13 protein-coding genes are annotated in these 17,484 nt (G+C 57.1%); 8 read left to right on the plus strand and 5 right to left on the minus strand.

The genetic code is table 11. From position 1 onward, the window contains the following. Positions 1-9: 9 nt before the first annotated feature. Positions 10-1,494, minus strand: a complete 1,485-nt coding sequence (locus HEQ60_RS02660) for a multicopper oxidase family protein (protein WP_168069240.1) — start codon at positions 1,492-1,494, stop codon at positions 10-12. Positions 1,495-1,673: 179 nt separating this feature from the next. Between HEQ60_RS02660 and HEQ60_RS02665 the strand changes: the two genes are divergently transcribed. The 5 genes from HEQ60_RS02665 (at position 1,674) to HEQ60_RS02685 (ending at position 7,956) form a co-directional block, all read left to right on the plus strand. Then, positions 1,674-2,951, plus strand: a complete 1,278-nt coding sequence (locus HEQ60_RS02665) for an imelysin family protein (RefSeq protein ID WP_168069242.1) — start codon at positions 1,674-1,676, stop codon at positions 2,949-2,951. Positions 2,952-3,066: 115 nt separating this feature from the next. After that, positions 3,067-4,491 carry a di-heme oxidoredictase family protein gene (locus HEQ60_RS02670; protein WP_168069244.1) on the plus strand — a complete coding sequence of 475 codons (1,425 nt, stop codon included), beginning with the start codon at positions 3,067-3,069 and terminating at the stop codon, positions 4,489-4,491. Between the two features lie 27 nt (positions 4,492-4,518). Next, positions 4,519-5,583 carry an imelysin family protein gene (locus HEQ60_RS02675; RefSeq protein ID WP_168069246.1) on the plus strand — a complete coding sequence of 355 codons (1,065 nt, stop codon included), beginning with the start codon at positions 4,519-4,521 and terminating at the stop codon, positions 5,581-5,583. 6 nt (positions 5,584-5,589) lie between these two features. Beyond that, positions 5,590-6,729: a DUF1513 domain-containing protein gene (locus tag HEQ60_RS02680; protein WP_168069248.1), complete on the plus strand. Its 1,140-nt coding sequence runs from the start codon at positions 5,590-5,592 to the stop codon at positions 6,727-6,729. Positions 6,730-6,768: 39 nt separating this feature from the next. Beyond that, positions 6,769-7,956, plus strand: a complete 1,188-nt coding sequence (locus HEQ60_RS02685; protein WP_168069252.1) for an NAD(P)/FAD-dependent oxidoreductase — start codon at positions 6,769-6,771, stop codon at positions 7,954-7,956. A 27-nt stretch (positions 7,957-7,983) separates the two neighbouring features. On the opposite strand, the gene HEQ60_RS02690 is transcribed toward HEQ60_RS02685, so the two are convergent. Continuing rightward, on the minus strand, positions 7,984-8,982 hold the full coding sequence (locus HEQ60_RS02690) for a hypothetical protein (protein ID WP_168069254.1): 999 nt from the start codon (positions 8,980-8,982) through the stop codon (positions 7,984-7,986). A 140-nt stretch (positions 8,983-9,122) separates the two neighbouring features. Between HEQ60_RS02690 and HEQ60_RS02695 the strand changes: the two genes are divergently transcribed. After that, positions 9,123-9,737 (plus strand): formyltransferase family protein, encoded by a 615-nt coding sequence (locus HEQ60_RS02695; RefSeq protein ID WP_209315378.1) that lies wholly within the window; start codon positions 9,123-9,125, stop codon positions 9,735-9,737. Between the two features lie 5 nt (positions 9,738-9,742). Continuing rightward, the gene (pseI, locus tag HEQ60_RS02700; RefSeq protein WP_209315379.1) at positions 9,743-10,789 is read left to right on the plus strand and encodes a pseudaminic acid synthase; all 1,047 of its coding nucleotides are present in this window, start codon (positions 9,743-9,745) and stop codon (positions 10,787-10,789) included. Positions 10,790-10,855: 66 nt separating this feature from the next. Here the strand turns inward: pseI and guaA are convergent, their stop codons facing one another. Further along, entirely contained in the window at positions 10,856-12,409 is a 1,554-nt protein-coding gene (gene guaA, locus HEQ60_RS02705) for a glutamine-hydrolyzing GMP synthase (RefSeq protein ID WP_168069259.1), read from the minus strand. A 211-nt stretch (positions 12,410-12,620) separates the two neighbouring features. Between guaA and HEQ60_RS02710 the strand changes: the two genes are divergently transcribed. Further along, positions 12,621-14,549 carry a methyl-accepting chemotaxis protein gene (locus HEQ60_RS02710; RefSeq protein WP_168069261.1) on the plus strand — a complete coding sequence of 643 codons (1,929 nt, stop codon included), beginning with the start codon at positions 12,621-12,623 and terminating at the stop codon, positions 14,547-14,549. A gap of 2 nt (positions 14,550-14,551) precedes the next feature. Here HEQ60_RS02710 and HEQ60_RS02715 read toward each other — a convergent pair whose 3' ends face one another. Together HEQ60_RS02715 and guaB are read right to left on the minus strand one after the other, a co-directional pair. After that, the gene (locus HEQ60_RS02715) at positions 14,552-15,907 is read right to left on the minus strand and encodes an RsmB/NOP family class I SAM-dependent RNA methyltransferase (protein ID WP_168069263.1); all 1,356 of its coding nucleotides are present in this window, start codon (positions 15,905-15,907) and stop codon (positions 14,552-14,554) included. Between the two features lie 113 nt (positions 15,908-16,020). Then, entirely contained in the window at positions 16,021-17,484 is a 1,464-nt protein-coding gene (guaB, locus tag HEQ60_RS02720) for an IMP dehydrogenase (protein WP_168069265.1), read from the minus strand.

The following is a 17,484-nucleotide window of genomic DNA, read 5'->3' on the forward strand; positions in this document are numbered from 1 at the left end:
CACAAAATATCAGGCCTCAACCCGGATCGTACCCATCATCCCGAAGGCCTGATGCTCAATGATATGGCAGTGCACCATCCAGTCCCCGGGATTGTCGGCGACCAGAGCCACCCGCATACGCTCCTTGGGCAGCAAAAGCGCGGTATCCGTAAAATGACCGGTACGGATAGACCGGCGACTCGATGACAGCAGAGAAAAGGCCAGACCATGGACATGGATAGGGTGGAGGTGGGGCGTAAAGTTGTTCAGCTCCAGAATGTAACTGCGACCTTGCTTCAGCACAGCCAACGGCGTTCCACCACCACATACCGCAGCGCGCACCTCGGGGAAACTTTGCCCTAGCAGGACCGGCAAAGCCATTCCATCCCTTTCTTCAGGATACCGCTCTACCCAGGCCCGCTTGTTGATCGACCACAGGGCATCCTCTGCTCCACCTTCTCCAAGACCGGCATTGAAGTCCATGCGTATAACCTCTGCTCCATCAACAGAAGGCATGGACACAGGGTTGGGTGGAAGCGGAACAATCCCAGACAAGGAGCGGCGGCGCGATGTCCCCTGTGACACCAAGCGCATCATAACCCAGGGCGCGCTGGATGATACGTTGTGCAGCTCGAACACCTCCCCCGGGGTGTCGGGCATACGTACCACCACATCCATCCGCATACCGGGCCCCACCAGCTCACGCTGCAAAGGCTCGGGAACAACAAGCGGGTGGCCATCCACCGCGACCAGAACAGCTGGCGCCCCTTTCCCGACCACCTTGAAAACACGGGTCAGGTCAGCGTTGCACAGACGCAAGCGCACAAGACTACCCGAAGGTACCTGGTAATGCGGTTCCCGCTCCCAGTTTACCGTATGCCACCCCCCGAATGTACCGGCCCGTCCCGCTGCCTCGGAATCAGAGACAGGCAGCCATGCGCCCTTCTCGTCACGGCGCCAATCCCGGACCAGCAGGGGAATATCGGCATCATAGCCGGGATCATCGACTTCCCGGACAACCAGAATACCGGCCAGCCCGGCACCAATCTGGTCAAGGCTGGCATAGTGCGGATGATACCAGTACGTCCCCGCGTCAGGAGGAGCGAAACGATAGTGAAATGCCTCGCCCCTTGCAACCGGGTTCTGGGTCAGAAACGGAACGCCATCCATAGCAATGGGCAAACGAATACCATGCCAGTGAACCGTTGTTGGACGCGCCATGGCATTGTGGAAATGAACAGACAGGGTATCTCCTTGGCGTACATCCAGCACAGGAGGCAAGGCAGCCGGAGCATCCGGCGTCCGGGCATAGGACAGGACCGGAACAGGCTCTCCGCCCCCGGGTGTACCCGGCCCCTCTATGGCGTACAGAACTTCATCCCCTGATGCCGGAATGGCACGGTACAACAGACCAGCACTAACAAGACCGGCACCAACCGCACCAGCCCCAAGGAACGAACGACGGGATAACCCGGCCACAGGGACCAACCCTCCTCTTTCCTTACTTTCCGACACATAACTCTCCGGCTACAAAACCCGGGATAAAATCTGAACTTGTTTGCCAGCCAATGATAGTAATTATCATTGACAGAGGAAAGCACAAAGCGTAGCAGACCATTAAACAGTGCAGGCGTCGCCGCATTGCGCAAACCCACCCGGATATTCCCGTAAGGGACAGAGGGGATCTGATCACGATGAGAGCATTTCTTGCCACAGCAACATTCCTTGCAGCCGCAACATTGATAACAGCAGGCCCCGCCCTTGCTGCAAGCAAGGCGCAGGAAAAGGACGTGGTGTCCACCTATATCACACTTGCCCATGCCAAGTTCGAAGATGCAGAACAAACAGCCCGGGTTCTGCAGAAAGCGGTTGATGCGCTGATTGCCCACCCCGACGAGAGCAGGCTGTCTGCCGCCCGCAAGGCCTGGGTCGAGGCACGCGTTCCCTATATGCAGACCGAAGTCTATCGTTTCGGAAACCCTGCGGTTGATGACTGGGAAGGACGGGTAAATGCCTGGCCTCTGGACGAAGGGCTGATCGATTACGTTGATACCGCCAGCTATGGCGAGCATTCCGATGAGAATGCCTGGTTTCGTGCCAATGTCATTGCCAATCCGGTACTGGAGATCGGCGGGCAGACCATTGATGCCACCGTCATCAACAAGGATCTGCTGCAGAAACTACACGAAATTGACGAGATAGAGGCCAATGTGGCGACCGGTTACCACGCGGTGGAATTCCTGCTGTGGGGACAGGACCGCAACGGAACAGGCCCCGGTGCCGGCAACCGCAAGGCGACCGACTTCGACCTGAAGGCCTGCACCAACGGCAACTGCGACCGTCGTGCGGCCTATCTGAAAGCAGCAACAGATCTTCTGGTCGAGGATCTGGCCGAAATGACCGGCGCATGGGATAAAGACGGTGCCATTGCCAAGGATCTGCTGGCTTCGGAACCCAAGAAAGCCCTGACGGCCATGCTGACCGGAATGGGAAGCCTGTCCTATGGGGAACTGGCAGGGGAACGGATGAAGCTGGGCCTGATGCTGCACGATCCGGAAGAAGAGCATGATTGCTTCTCTGACAACACCCATGCCTCACACTATTATAATGCCATCGGAATCCGCAGCATCTACAACGGGTCCTACACACGCCCCGACGGGCGCACTGTATCGGGCAAGGGCCTGAAGATTCTGCTGCCACCAGCGGAACGCAAGGAACTGGGTGCAGCCTTGGACAAGAGCGTGGCAAAAATGCAGGTGCTGATGGATATGGCAGCAAAAGGTACAGCCTATGACCAGATGCTGGGCGAAAATAATCCTACCGGAAACAAGGCCGTGCAGGCTGCGGTTGACGCCTTGGTCGCCCAGACCCGCTCTATCGAGCGCGCCACGGCAGCCCTGGGCCTTGGTACCCTGGAGCTGGAAGGATCGGACAGCTTGGATGCTCCTGAAAAAGTCAGTGGCAACAGCTGATCATCCTTGATCAAAAACCGGGCCGGGTGGATGCTGCTGCACCGTCCGGCCCGTGTTGTTTGAGACCCAATGTTTCTCACAACCATTGTCCTTACCCCGTCAAAGCGATGTCTTGATGCCCCGCCGTTTGTATTCCCTGTTCACTGCCTTGGCCCTGCCTTTCCTTTGCACCGGATCAGCCCTGGCGACAGAACCGCGGCCTGACCAAGGCGAACAGGAACCACTTGATCGGCGGGCTTTTTCACGCTTTCTGCCCGGTCTTTCCGCTGACGAGAAAATGGGTGCTGCCGTTGGAAATGGCTTCTTCAAGCGGCTCTGGGTCAGCTCTCCCTCCTCGACCCAGGCATCAGATGGTCTGGGCCCCTTGTTCAACGCCCGGGCCTGTTCTGGCTGCCATGTCCGTAATGGACGCGGGCGCCCCCCCGATCCAGACAACGGATACGAGCACAGCCCATCCTTCTTCCTGCGCCTGAGCATCCCCCCCCAGACCGCACAAGACGAGCACGACAGACAAAGCGGCCGTCTCAGCGTCATCGGGGACCCGACGTATGGCACCCAGTTGCAAAGTGCCGCTGTTCCGGGGCTCAAAGCCGAAGGACGCGTTGGCGTAACATGGACCGAGGAAACCGTAACACTGGCCGGGGGAGAAAGCGTTTCCCTGCGCCGCCCGGCTTGGTCTGCCCGGGATCTTGCCTATGGCCCCTTGTCCCTGCAGATCATGCTCTCACCACGGCTGACCCCACAGCTTCCGGGGCTGGGCCTGCTGGAGGCTGTTCCCGATACAACCCTGCTGAACCTTGCCGACCCGGACGACCGGGACAACGACGAAATATCCGGACGCATCAACCGGGTATGGAGCGCACGTGAACACGCCATGCGCATTGGTCGTTTTGGCTGGAAAGCCGGCCAACCCACCCTGGATGACCAGAACCAGAGTGCCTTCAACGGTGACATTGGCCTGTCCACACCCCTGTTCCCGCAGGCTCATGGCGACTGTACCGCAGCACAACCGTCCTGCCTTGCCGCGCCCCATGGCAACAGTGCGCAGTTTGACACTCTGGAGGCCCCCAAGGCTGTGACGGATTCCGTTCTGCTGTTTGTTCGTGCCCTTGCACCCCCATCCCGGCGCAACCGCACAGATCCTGCCGTGATGGCCGGCGAACAGCTCTTCACGCAGATTGGCTGCAGCGGATGTCATCGCCCGCACCTGCGCACAGGCCCCTCGCCATACCCGTGGCTGGCGCACCAGGACATTGCCCCGTTCACGGATTTGCTGCTGCACGACATGGGCGATGATCTGGCCGACCTCCGCCCGGAAGCCCTGGCCAGCGGTCATGAATGGCGCACCCCTCCCCTGTGGGGCATTGGCATGACCAAGGCCGTCTCGGGCACAGAGGCCTATCTGCATGATGGGCGCGCCAGAACCCTGACCGAGGCTGTGCTGTGGCACGGCGGCGAAGCACGGCGGGCACGTGAAGCCTTCCGTGAACTTCCGGCCAAGGACCGGGCAGCCCTTCTGGATTTTCTCAGGTCCCTGTAACACCAGGATCATGGATACCGACCCGACATGACTGCACGCCTTGCCCTGACCGCCACCCTGCTTCTGCTCGCACTCCTGCCTGTGAGCGGACGTGCCGCTGACAGCCTGCGCCTGACAGCCGAGGCTGTTGACACCGTTATCCTTCCCGCTTTCCAAGCATTTGCCGAGGCAACCGCAGCCCTTGACCGCACACTGGACCATAGCTGTCCAGAACAAGACAGCAAATCCGCCTTTGCCACTGCATTCCTGGCCTGGCAAGGCGTGCAACATATTCGTATCGGCCCGTCACAAACAGAAAACCGACACTACCGTACCCAGTTCTGGCCTGACCCAAAAAACTTGGGGGCACGGCATGTGTCCACGCTGTTATCAGCCCCGGATACAGCCCTGACACCGGAATCCCTGTCCCGGGCCAGCATTGCGGTACAGGGATTCCCGGCACTGGAACGCCTGCTCTGGGGACATGATCCACTAACTGCACATGAATGCCGGGTTGCACAAGCAATTGGACGAAACCTGTCATCCATGGCCCAAGCCATCAGAGCGGAATGGACAGAGCCGGATGGCGGATTTCGGGCAATACTTCTGAGGCCGGGTGACAATAACACTCTGTTCCGCAACCCGGCTGAATCCTTGCGGGCCATACACGGGACACTGACCACCCTTCTTCAGGCTGCGCAGGACATGAAACTGGGCAGCCCGATGGGATCCAATCCGACAAAAGCACGCCCGGAACGAGGCGAAGCCTGGCGGGCGGACTTACCGCTACAGGCGCTTCTCGCCAATCTTGATGCAGCCCTTCAGCTTTACCAAGGCCCCGCAGGAAAAGATGGAGGACTCCGCGCCGGACTTCTGGAGCATGAAGACAGCGAAATCGTTGATATCAGCATCCTGCACGGGCTGACCGAAGCCCGCCGCCTGACGGCTGAACTGGCAACACGTCCCTGGAAAGATGTTCTTGCCGACCCTGCGGGCTATAGAACCTTGATGCTGATCAGGGCCAATATCGGTACCGCCCGCAGCATGGTGGAAACAGAAATGGCCGGCATGCTAGGGCTGGGCATCGGTTTCAATGCCCTGGACGGAGACTGACCCACCGTGGACAATCCAAACACCCCCCTTACATTATCCAGACGTTCCCTTCTATGGGGCGGCATGGGGGCCTTGGCAGCAGGCATGATCCTCCCCGCCACGTCAACACGGGCAGCCATCCATGGAACGGGAAACACTCTTCTCAGCTCTGCAAGGGATAACAGCGGACGTGATCATGCTGTGGCATGGTCCGAAGATCTTGGCATCCTATGGAAGACCCTCCTGCCCGGGCGCGCCCATGGTCCCGCCGTCTCACCAGATGGAACCCGAGCTTTTTTGCCGGCACGCCGCCCGGGGAACTGGGCCACAGCGCTGAACCTTACAAAGGGTACCATAGCCGCATCTGTAGAATGCCAACCCGGAAGACACTTCTTCGGGCATGCCGTTTATACAGCCGATGGCCGCCATATCCTGACAACCGAAAACGCCTTTGATCACGGCGAAGGCCGGATCGGCATTCGGGATGCCCACAGCTATGCCTGGATCGGGGAGTTCCCCAGCTTTGGAACCGAGCCCCATGAACTGGCCTGGATGCCGGATCAGCGGACACTGGTTGTTGCCAATGGCGGCATCCTGACCAGCCCTGAATCCGGACGAGCCAAGCTGAACCTGGGCATGACCGACCCCTCCCTGACCTATATCGACAGCAAGACCGGCACCCTTCTGGAGAAGCGAACCCTGCCGGCGGCATTGCGGGCCGTCAGCCTGCGCCATTTGGCCGTTGCCCCTGATGGAACCGTGATCGTGGCCTGCCAGTACCAGGGGGCGGCAACAGACCGTGCACCCCTTGTTCTCCTGCACAGGCGTGGACGCAACCTTGTTTTTCCGGCTCTTCCCGATGCCGTTGTCACTGGCCTGCGGCAGTATTGCGGCAGTGCCCTGTTCTCGCCGGACGGGGCCTATTACGTTGTCACCAGTCCGATAGGGGGCATTGCCATCCTGGGCACAACAAACATCCCCGGAACGGTCCGCACAATCCAGCTGCCCGATGTCTGCGGCGCCGCCGTGCTGAACGGGAACCTGGTTCTGACCAACGGCTTTGGCCAGATCATGGGCGGGGCGTTTGATGACTTTGACCCCGAACCCCGATCAGAGCCCCTGAAATGGGACAACCACGCCATCGCCTTTTCCAGCCCGTACACCTGAACACTTGCTGTTGGCACCGGTCCCGGCTAGAACCCGCCTATGGAAACTGACATCGTTATCATCGGGGCAGGTGCCGCAGGTTTAATGTGCGCCATGACAGCTGCCCGCCGGGGCCGCCGGGTTCTTGTTCTGGAACATAATGACCGTCCGGGGCGGAAAATCCTGATTTCCGGGGGCGGAAAGTGTAACTTTACCAACCGGAATGCTGGGCCGAACGGTTATCTTTCCAGCAACCCCCACTTTGCCCGCTCGGCATTGAAGCGGTATACACCGCAGGACTTTCTTGACCTGCTGGCGACCCATGCCATCCCCTGGCACGAACGGGATCACGGGCAACTGTTCTGTGATCGCTCTGCGGCTGATATCGTCAATGTTCTGGTTGAAGAGGCTGTAGCAACAGGGACCACTATCCAGTGTGGCGTCTCTGCCGGTCATGTTGTCCCGACCGGGGAGGAAGACCGGCGCTGGCTGGTGGAAACATCCGCCGGCCCTGTTCGCTGCCAGTCCGTTGTACTTGCAACGGGCGGCCTTTCCATTCCAAAGATCGGGGCCAGCAATTTTGCCCTGCGCGTGGCAGGGCAACTGGGCATCCCGGTTCTTGACCCCTATCCGGGCCTGGTACCATTGGTCTTTGGAGAAGACGACCTGGCGTTCATGCGCCCCCTGACCGGCATCGCCCTGGACGCCACAGCCACCTGTGGCAAGACCCGTTTCCGCGAAGCCCTTCTCTTCACGCATCGCGGCTTGTCTGGCCCGGTTATCCTGCAGATTTCCTCCTTCTGGAAACAGGGTGACGCAGTGCGTATCAACCTGTGCCCCGACAGGGATATACCGGCATGGCTGGCTGAACGCCGCGACAACCGCCCAAAGGCACGCCTGCATACGGTTGTCAGTGAAATCCTACCCAACAGGCTGGCGCAAAGCCTGTGCGAACGCGCCGGCATGCCCGACACCGTGATTGGGCAAACCGGCAACAAGACCTTGTCCATACTGGCAGACCAGATCCAGGCATGGACCGTCTACCCCACAGGGACCGAGGGATACCGAACCGCCGAGGTCATGGTGGGAGGTGTTGATACCAATGCCCTGTCTTCCCGGACCATGGAAGTCAAAACCAAACCCGGCCTGTACATCATCGGTGAGGCCGTCGATGTCACAGGCTGGCTTGGCGGCTATAACTTCCAGTGGGCCTGGGCCAGCGGCCATGCCTGTGGCGAATGTGCCTGAGACACAGGCTGCCAGCATAAGCCCTTGTTATGACCGCTGCAAAGGTGGCAGAAACGCGCTGACGCAAACAGGCACCAACCCGATAACCGCGCTGCGACTGCTGTGCCAGAAGGCAGACAACAGCAAAAGAGCAGCACCAATCCCGGCACTGGAAAAAGCAAACCCAAGGCCAACCGCGTCGCCGTGATCAAACAGGGATGCGAAAACATAAATAACGTATCCAAGAGCTGATACCATCAGCGCACGACGATCGACCAGAAGGGATATCAGGGCCAACACGGCATATAGCCCCATGACCAGAACAACACTCGCCAAGCCAACACTCTCCTCTCGCACCCCCAGGAAGCCAAACACCGGGTGCACCAGTAAAGGGGCAGCCAGAAGATGCAGCCAGAAAGCAACGTCCGAGCGACGGGTCTGACGGCGAATATCGGAGCTGTCCCAGCGCATTGCCAAGAAAAATACAGCCAAACCGCAGGCAAAAAGAGCAAGGTTGTCGTAGGCATCAAAGGCGGGAAGCAGACTCTTCAAAGTCGCCACACACGTCAGGACAAGACCGGCAACACCGGCTGCCACCGTGACCGGGACCCGGAAACGGACCCAATGCAGGGCTGCTGCCAAGGCTGCAACAAATCCTGCAATGCTTGCATCGGCACCACTGTCATACAGGGCCGCAAAGGCACACCCGCCCGAGCCCACGACAAACGCACCAAGCAACGCGATCGAGGGCAAAGCCATGCGGCGCTTGCGAGTAAAGAACTCCGCCAGAAGCCAAGAGACCACAGCAACAAGAGCCGGTCCAGCCCATGGTTGGAACGAAAACCCGATCCAGGCACAAGCCCCAAGCAGCAATCCACAAGCAATAACCACAAAAATATCATTGAAGCCACTGATCAGACGGAAATGCTCTTCATCCACAGCCAGCGTATTGCTGCGCTGTTCCATATACTCACGAAAAGTCGCAACCACGTCGGCAGACAAGATGCCGTCCGTCACGGCTCCATCAAGATCATCATCAGTATACATAAAGCATGAACCCTTGCGATATCATCCAGTGACGCATGCCTTACATAAGAAAGTGGCACAGGCATGACCTTGTATATCATTCATAATGGAAAGAGTATTTATAGTCAGAAGAACCCACACCAATCGGGAACACTATGAACATGCAACCAAAGCTTATAACACACATAATGGCCCCCGATAAAAGAGTCTTGTTTCTAGGATATACAAAAGAAAAAACATCCTTGATCGAAGAATTAGAGAAGGCCAATTGCGCAGTCTGGCACACCGATGATCATATTGAATGCATTAAAGATTTCGACGTTGTCATAAGTTTCGGATACAGACACATCCTCAAAAAGTCGGTCATCGAGAGTGCAAATGCCCCGATCATAAACCTACATACCTCATATCTTCCCTGGAATCGTGGCGCTCATCCTAATTTTTGGTCTTTCTTTGACTGCACGCCAAGCGGTGTATCCATTCATTTGGTTGACGAAGGAATTGATACAGGCCCCATTCTCTACCAACGTTACGTAAACTTTACCAAAGAACAAAAGACATTCTCCCAAACATACATGCAGCTCATTGTGGAAATTGAGAACCTCTTTAAAGAGAACATCCATGAAATTATACATGGTACCTATGAAGCTACCCCACAGCGCAGAAAAGGCTCTTGTCACAAAGTGGCAGACTTGCCGCCGCAGTTTCGTGGATGGGATTCCAACATCCAGGAAGAAATCAGAAGGCTGGATTCTTTAATGATCAACAGAGGTTGATAGACATGCTTGTTATATCAGGTCGGGAAGTATCGGAACATCAGCCCCCGTATGTCATTGCCGAGATTTCAGCAAACCACAATGGTTCGCTTGAACGTGCCAGACTGTCTATCGAAATGGCCGCAAAATCAGGGGCAAATGCCGTCAAAATACAAACCTATAATGCCGACACGATGACAATCGACTGCGACAAGAATGATTTTATCGTAAAGGGTGGCTTATGGAACGGGTACAAGCTGTACGACCTTTATCACGAAGCCTATACCCCCTATGAATGGCACCAGGAACTCTTCCGCTTTGCCCGTGAAATTGGGATTACGTTGTTCTCAACACCCTTCGATGAAACAGCCGTTGACTTGTTGGAATCCCTGAATACGCCGGCTTATAAAATAGCATCCTTTGAATTGACCGATTTGCCATTGATCCGCTACGTGGCAAAAAAGAAGAAACCCATGCTGATGTCTACCGGAATGGCCAGTGAGGGAGAAATAGCAGAAGCCCTGGAATGTGCCCGAAGTCATGGATGTGACTCCATTCTGCTATTCCACTGCATCAGCAGCTATCCCGCGCCTATTGAGCAAGCAAACATACGATCCATAACACAGCTGAAGAAAACGTTTGGTGTGACCGTCGGCTTATCCGACCACACGATCGGTAACATTGCAGCAACGGCTTCTGTTGCCTTGGGCGCGTCGGCTATTGAAAAACACTTTACTATCAGCAGGGCTGACAAAGGCCCGGACAGCGCGTTCTCAATAGAACCGGGCGAATTGGAGAAACTTGTAAAGGACGTCAACGAAACCTGGTCGGCCCTGGGAAAAGATGAATTGATCAGACCCAAGGCAGAGACCAACAGCAGGGTTTTCCGTCGCTCGTTGTACTTTGTTAATAATCTCAAGGCAGGAACACCCATAACACCCGGCGACGTAAGAAGGATACGCCCCGGGTATGGACTGCCGCCAAAGCATTACGATGACATCATCGGGAAGACCACATCAAGAGATGTGGAACGGGGTCAACCTGTCGGATGGGATGACATACAAAAAGATTAAACGAACCCTCACGCCCAGCCACATCCATGGGCTGACTGGGCATGACAGGGTCCTGCACCAGCCTGTCTACTCCCACTCAATCGTGCCAGGTGGCTTCGATGTGATATCGTACACAACGCGGTTCACACCCTTGACCTCGTTGATAATACGATTGGACAAACGGGACAGGAATTCATGATCAAAATGATAATAGTCTGCTGTCATACCATCCGTTGACGTGACAGCCCGCACAGCAAGGGCATAGTCATAGGTACGGCCATCACCCATAACCCCAACCGTACGCACGGGAAGCAGCACAGCAAAGGCCTGCCAGATGGCATCATACAGCCCGGCATTGCGAATTTCTTCCAGATAGATCGCATCCGCCTTGCGCAGAATATCCAGTTTTTCACGGGTAATGTCCTGCCCCGGAATACGGATAGCCAGACCCGGCCCCGGGAACGGATGGCGTCCGACCATTTCTTCCGGAAGCCCAAGTTCACGACCCAACGCACGAACCTCATCCTTGAACAGTTCGCGCAGTGGCTCCACCAGCTTCATGTTCATGCGCTCGGGCAGACCACCAACATTATGGTGAGACTTGATCGTGACGCTTGGCCCACCGGTAAAGGAAACCGACTCAATCACATCAGGATACAACGTCCCCTGGGCCAGGAACTCGGCACCCCCAATTTTGCCAGCCTCAGCCTCAAAGACATCAATGAAGGTTTTGCCAATGATCTTGCGCTTTTCCTCGGGGTCTGTCTTGCCGGACAGAAGGCCAAGGAACAGCTCCGAGGCATCCACATGCACCAGATTGATGTTGAAACGATCCCGGAAGACCCGCACCACCTGCTCGGCCTCTCCCTGACGCATCAACCCATGATCAACAAAGACACAGGTCAGCTGATCACCAATCGCCTCATGCACAATGGCGGCCACCACAGAACTGTCAACACCCCCGGACAGCCCGCAAATAACACGACCCGTCCCGACTTGGGCCCGGATACGGGCAATCTCAGTCTCGCGGAAGGACGCCATGGTCCAATGCCCGGAACAGCCGCAAATATCACGAACAAAGGTCTTCAGAAGCTGGGCCCCATGCGGGGTGTGCACGACTTCGGGATGGAACTGGACCCCATAGAAACGGCGTTCATCATCAGCAACAGCCGCAAACGGCGCTCCTTCAGAAGACGCAACAGCGCGGAACCCAGGAGCCAAGGCTGTCACCCGGTCACCGTGGCTCATCCATACCTGCTCGACCGCATCAGGAACCCACGTTCCGTCAAACAGGCGGCAATTCCCCTGCACACGTACAAAAGCCCGGCCAAATTCACGGTGGTCCGACCCTTCAACATGGCCACCCAGCTGAGCCATCATGGTCTGCTGCCCGTAACAAATCCCGAGAACAGGCAACCCCATGGAGAATAGCTCCTGCGGCGCACGCGGCGTACCCGTTCCTGTGACCGAAGCAGGTCCACCAGACAGAATAACCCCGGCAGGAGAAAAAGCCCGGATACTGTCGGCACTGACCCGATTGAACGGGTGTATTTCACAGTAAACACCAGATTCGCGCACGCGCCGGGCAATCAGCTGGGTAACCTGGGATCCGAAGTCGAGAATAAGAATACGGTCAGTCATGGGGTTCCGTACAGATACAGGGCCAGAATCGGCAGAACAGGGGCGGACCTTAGCGCAAAGCCGGCCCGGCCTCCACCATTGTTTCATTCCTGCCGTGAACACGTGGACATATTGCATGTCTGCGCGGGCATTACAGCCCCGTATCCGTTGTTCATCCCTATCCCTTAAAGGATAAAGTTGCAGGAACACCCGTTATGATCGGACAAGTATCATGTTTCTGAGAAAAGCGCGGATCGAACTCCAGCTGGGGCTTATTGTCGGTGCCATTGTCATCGGCTTCGTGCCCATGTGGGGCCTATCCCGTTGGCAGGAGCATACCATCCATGAAGCATCCGAGCGTCAAAACAACGCCAGATCAATCAGGGATGGTGTTGAGGACATACGGTACAACTTCCTGAACGCCCGACGGCGGGAGAAGGATTTCTTCCTGCGCCTGAATGAAAAAGAAGTCAGCAACCATGCCGCTATTACGGAAGAAATTCTTTCTGATTTCAAGAATCTGGAAGTGCAACTGGATCAAGAACAAGCAGCCAATGCCGCATCGGCTACTGAAAAGTTCAAGACGTACAATGCCAAGTTCCAGTCCATTGTTGAGATGTGGAAAACCGTTGGCCTGAAAGAAACAGAGGGCCTGCGGGGGGATCTTGAAAAACGTGCCATCGCGGCAGGCAGTGAAACAGCCATAAAAACCAGCGCCAGCCTGATGGCACGCTATCTGGACCTGCGACGCCTGGAAAAGGACGTCATGCTCTACAGCCGGCAAAGCGATATCGAGGAATTCCGTAAAGACGCAGCTGACCTGCTCACGGCCACAAACAACAGTGCCGTTATTGCAGACTGGCTGAAATTGTTTGATCAGTATGTTACCATCAGCAGCACCTTGGCCAAGGAAACGTCATCACTAAGCAAGCTGTTTGCCGAGGCCGAGCCTTTTCTGAATGCCCTGATTGAAAGAGCCCGCAACGATGTTGCAGCCGCACGTGCGGCCCAGGACGAAACCATGGCGACAAGCCAGCTTATATCTTCCATCACTATGCTGGTTATCCTGATAATAGTTGTTTGTATAACAATTATTGTTGCCCTGAGCATTTCCCGCCCTCTGGCTCAGATGACAACGGCCATGGAGAAAATATCAGGCGGGAACCTGAGTGTAGATATCCCGGCCGTTGGCTGGAAAAACGCCATTGGCCAAATGGCAGCGGCTCTGGTTGTTTTCCGTGACAATGCCCTGGAAGTAAAACGCCTGAATGCCATGGCTGAAAGCAGCCGTGTCCGTACGGATTCAGAGCGGCGCGCCATGATGGAAAAGCTGGCAGAAGAGTTCCAGGCCACAGCCGGTGCCATGGTTGAAACGATGGTCAGCATGATTTCCCAAATAGGAGACCAGATCCGTTCCGTAGCCAGCGATGCCAAAATGGTTCTGGAGCGGGCGGATGCATCCAGTCGCTCAGCCGGGTCTGCCAGCCACAATGTCGAGGCCGTGGCCGCAGCCACCGAAGAGCTGACCGCATCAATCGGTGCCATATCAGAGCAAGTGGAGCGTTCTGCCGAGCTGGCACACAAGGCATCAGACAGCGCCCGCATCACAATCCAGCGCGTAGAAAGTCTTTCAAGGGCTGCCGTGAGGATTGGCGAGGTTGTCAGCATGATCACTGCGATTGCTGACCAAACCAACCTGCTGGCCCTGAACGCCACAATCGAAGCCGCCCGCGCCGGCGAGGCCGGAAAAGGGTTTGCCGTGGTCGCCAATGAAGTCAAGGGCCTGGCAACCCAGACCGGCCGCGCTACCGAGGAAATTGTCCGCCAGGTAGGAGCCGTACAAGCCGCAACAGAAGAAGCCGTACAGGCCATTAACGCCATTGCCGGCAATGTGCACAATATCAACGATAATATTGCAGCCATTTCGACCGCTGTCAGCGAGCAAGGTGCCGCAACCCGCGAAATCTCGAACAACGTGATCAATGCGGTTTCGGCAACCAGCGAAGTGTCTGATAACATCCGCGAGGTGGCCAGCCTGGCCAACACAACCAGCAAGGCCACCCATACCCTTGACGGAACCATTATAGACCTGCGGAGCAAGGCCTCGGCATTGCAAGACAGCGTAACCCAGTTCCTGGGCTATGTGCGGGGCGACAAATAAGGCTATGCCCCCGACGGCTCCGCACGTTCCAGCACGGCAACGAAAAACCCGTCGGTATCGTGCTCCAGCGGATCAAGCCGTAAAAAAGGACCTGTCGCAGGGCAAGGAGCCGTGCCCACAAGGTCGGACCACAGGGTCCGGACATCCAACACACGAAAATCCGGCGAAGACGCCAGAAACCGTTCTATACGTGCCTCGTTTTCCTGAGGCAGCAGGGAACACGTGGCATAGACAACCCTCCCGCCAGACCGGACCAGACGGGATGCGCTGTCCAGAATATGCCCCTGTAGCTCATCCAGGGCCTGCACACTCTGACGATCCAGCCGCCAGCGAGCATCGGGGTTGCGACGCCAGGTCCCGGTTCCACTACAGGGAGCATCAATCAGAACCCGGTCAAAACGGCCAGCAGAGCGCTTGACCCACTTGTCCCGTTCACCGGACAAGACATGTCGGGTCACATTGTGAACCCCGGCACGCCGCAAACGGACAGCCGAACGTTCAAGGCGCCCCTGTGACACATCACAGGCAATCAGCCGCCCCTTGTTCTGCATCCCCGCAGCCATAGCCAAGGTTTTGCCACCCGCACCGGCACAAAAATCAACCACGGCCATTCCCGGACGGGCATCAACCAGCAGACCGACCAACTGCGATCCCTCGTCCTGCACTTCGACCAGACCTTCACGGAAGGTCTCGGTTGCAGGCAGGTTGGCACGCCCCTCCAGCCGAAGAGACAGCGGCGACAACAGACCGGGACGGACCGTAATACCTTCACTCTCCAGGCGGGCGATACCCTCGGCCACATCCGCTTTCAGGCTGTTGACCCGGATATCAACCGGGGCCTCGCGATTGAGCGCCTCAAGGAGCGGCATAACCCGATCACCGTAACAAGCCGCCAGGTCCGGGATGATCCATTCCGGAACCTCTCCCTGCACCCAGTCCGGCTGATCGCTGTGGGTCAGCCTTTGCCCCCGCAAAGCACGGATCAAAGCCTTTTCCCGCTCGCGCAGACGATGCGGGCAAAATTTATCCCCCGAACAGAGGAGATCCAAGTCTGACAGACTGTATCCCGCAACCAGCACACGATGGGCCAGAACCCGCAGACGCGGCGGAACATCGTTCCACTCCGGAGCCTCGCCCGGCAAACCAAGCTGGCTGTGCAACCGACGGATCCACCAGCCAACACGCGCCCATGTACGCAAAAGGCTCCACACATCATCAGCGATAAAGCGGCGATCTTTCGAGCCAATATAACGACGCGCCCGGAAAAACTCCGATGCTGTGCCATCCGCCGGACGGGGGGAGGAGACAACAGCCTCCAGAAGATCAACAGTGGCTTGTAAACGGGCAGCAGGAATCACGATTGCAATCTTTTCATACTAGGCAGGAACCAGGGACAAGCCCCCAAGAAACCGGAGCCGATGGCAACCCACCGGCTCCGGAACAAGGTATCAACAAAGAAAACCAGATACCCTTACGCCCCTACACGGTAGTTCGGCGCTTCATGGGTAATGGTCACATCATGGACATGGCTTTCACGATAGCCGGCGGTCGTAATGCGACGGAACGTACACCGCTGCTGCATTTCGGCAATGGTACGGTTCCCGGTATAACCCATGGCGGCTTTCAACCCGCCAACCAGCTGATGCAGGATATTGCCCGCCGCACCCTTGTAAGGCACACGCCCCTCGATCCCTTCGGGAACCAGCTTGAGATCATCCCGGACTTCTTCCTGGAAATAGCGGTCAGCTGATCCACGCGCCATGGCGCCAACAGACCCCATACCACGGTAGTACTTGTAGGAACGCCCCTGATACAGGACCACCTCCCCGGGAGCCTCGTCCGTTCCGGCCAGCAGGCTGCCGATCATGCAGGAGTCAGCCCCGGCAGCAACAGCCTTGGCCAGATCACCGGAGAACTTGATCCCGCCATCAGCGATCAGGGGAATGCCGTGGCTGTGGGCCACGGCACTGACCTCAAGGATGGCAGACAGCTGGGGCACACCAACACCGGCCACAACACGGGTTGTACAGATCGAACCCGGACCAATCCCGACCTTCACGGCATCAGCCCCGGCTTCTGCCAAAGCTGCCGCTGCTTCCGGGGTTGCAATATTGCCGGCAATAACCTGGGCCGCCGGATAATTCGACTTGATATCGCGAACAGCCTGAACCACCCCGGATGAATGGCCATGGGCCGTATCAACAACCAGCACATCAACCCCGGCCTCCAGAAGGGCCTCGGCACGCTTCATACCGTCACGGCCCACACCTGTTGCCGCAGCAACCCGCAACCGTCCATGATCATCCTTGCAGGCCAGCGGGTAATTCTGGGCTTTTTCCATATCGCGGACGGTCACCAGCCCCACACACCGATAGGCATCATCAACCACCAGCAACTTTTCGATCCGGTGGCGGTGCAACAGAGCCTTGGCCTCATCCTGACCAAAGCCCCCGGTCACGGTAACCAGGTTGGTATCGGTCATATAGGACGAGACCGGCTTGGACCGGTCATTGGCAAAGCGCACATCGCGGTTGGTCAGAATACCGACCAGGCGACCTGTGCCACGATCAACAACGGGGATACCGCTGATGGAAAACTGCTCCATCATCTTCAGGGCATCGGCAAGAGGCTGGTCAGGATGAATGGTCAGGGGATTGACAACCATCCCGGACTCAAACCGCTTCACACGCCGTACTTCCTCGGCCTGCTCGGCAATACCAAGGTTTTTATGGATGACGCCAATACCGCCTGCCTGAGCCATCGCAATGGCCATCGGGCTTTCCGTAACCGTATCCATAGCTGAAGACAAAAGCGGAATTCCCAAGGACACACCACGGGTCAGACGCGTGGAAACATTGGCCTGGGCAGGCAGAACATCAGAGGCTGCAGGAACCAGCAGCACATCATCAAAGGTCAGGGCTTCAGAGAAATTCAT

The organism is Haematospirillum sp. H1815, assembly GCF_012102705.1.
Classification (GTDB): domain Bacteria; phylum Pseudomonadota; class Alphaproteobacteria; order Rhodospirillales; family Rhodospirillaceae; genus Haematospirillum.